1 pseudogene is annotated in these 727 nt (G+C 45.9%); it reads right to left on the bottom strand.

The features are described 5' to 3' along the window. Window positions 1–292: 292 nt before the first annotated feature. Window positions 293–727, bottom strand: a pseudogene (locus ACTHUR_RS13895) (glutathione synthetase); the annotation flags it as partial.

Genomic DNA, 727 nt, shown 5'->3' with positions numbered 1-727 from the left:
CAATAAGACAATATCTTTCTTTTTAAAAAGATTTTTGAGGTTTTACCCTAAAAAGCTATCTATTTAGACCGGTCAGATTGTTTACAATCCGCTAAAAATAAAGGCTGCGGCCGAGATAAAATGCCAAATGAAAGTTAATCAACCATTAATTAAGACTGCATCAATTAAAATGACACAATCGACAAATGGCACATTATTGAAAAATACAAACACGCAAATCTTGCTTTAAAAAAGCCTCAGGCCGTCTGAAAGATGGTTTTCAGACGGCCTGATGCTTGTTAACTATATTGATTCAGGTTGATGAATGTTGCCCAAGTAACTGCGCCAACAGTCGGGCAAAGCGTTCTGTCGCGCCTTCGCTGGTGTGCAAATACAGGGCTGGCTCGATGAGTTCCAATTCATTGAGCAGGAAGGTATCGCCGACCAATGTACCGTCCACTCGGGCGTAAACCGGCATTTGCGGCAAAGCGGCCAGTACGTCTTGTGCGGCACTGATGGCAAACTCGGGTGGCTCAATACCGAACACCGACACACCATAGGCCGAGTTGGCGCGCCATTCGCCTTGCGGCGGCTGACGGCGTACGGCATGGCTGAATATGCCGTTGAAAAACACCAGCGAGGTTTCACCCACCGTTTCGATTTCGCGGATATACGGTTGAACAATCATACCTTGCGGATAATCCACCATATCCACGGCCAATTCCTCAGCACAAAATTTGACCTGTAT

This window comes from Neisseria sp. P0021.S007 (assembly GCF_051956855.1).
This window is presented reverse-complemented; position numbering and strand designations above follow the sequence as displayed.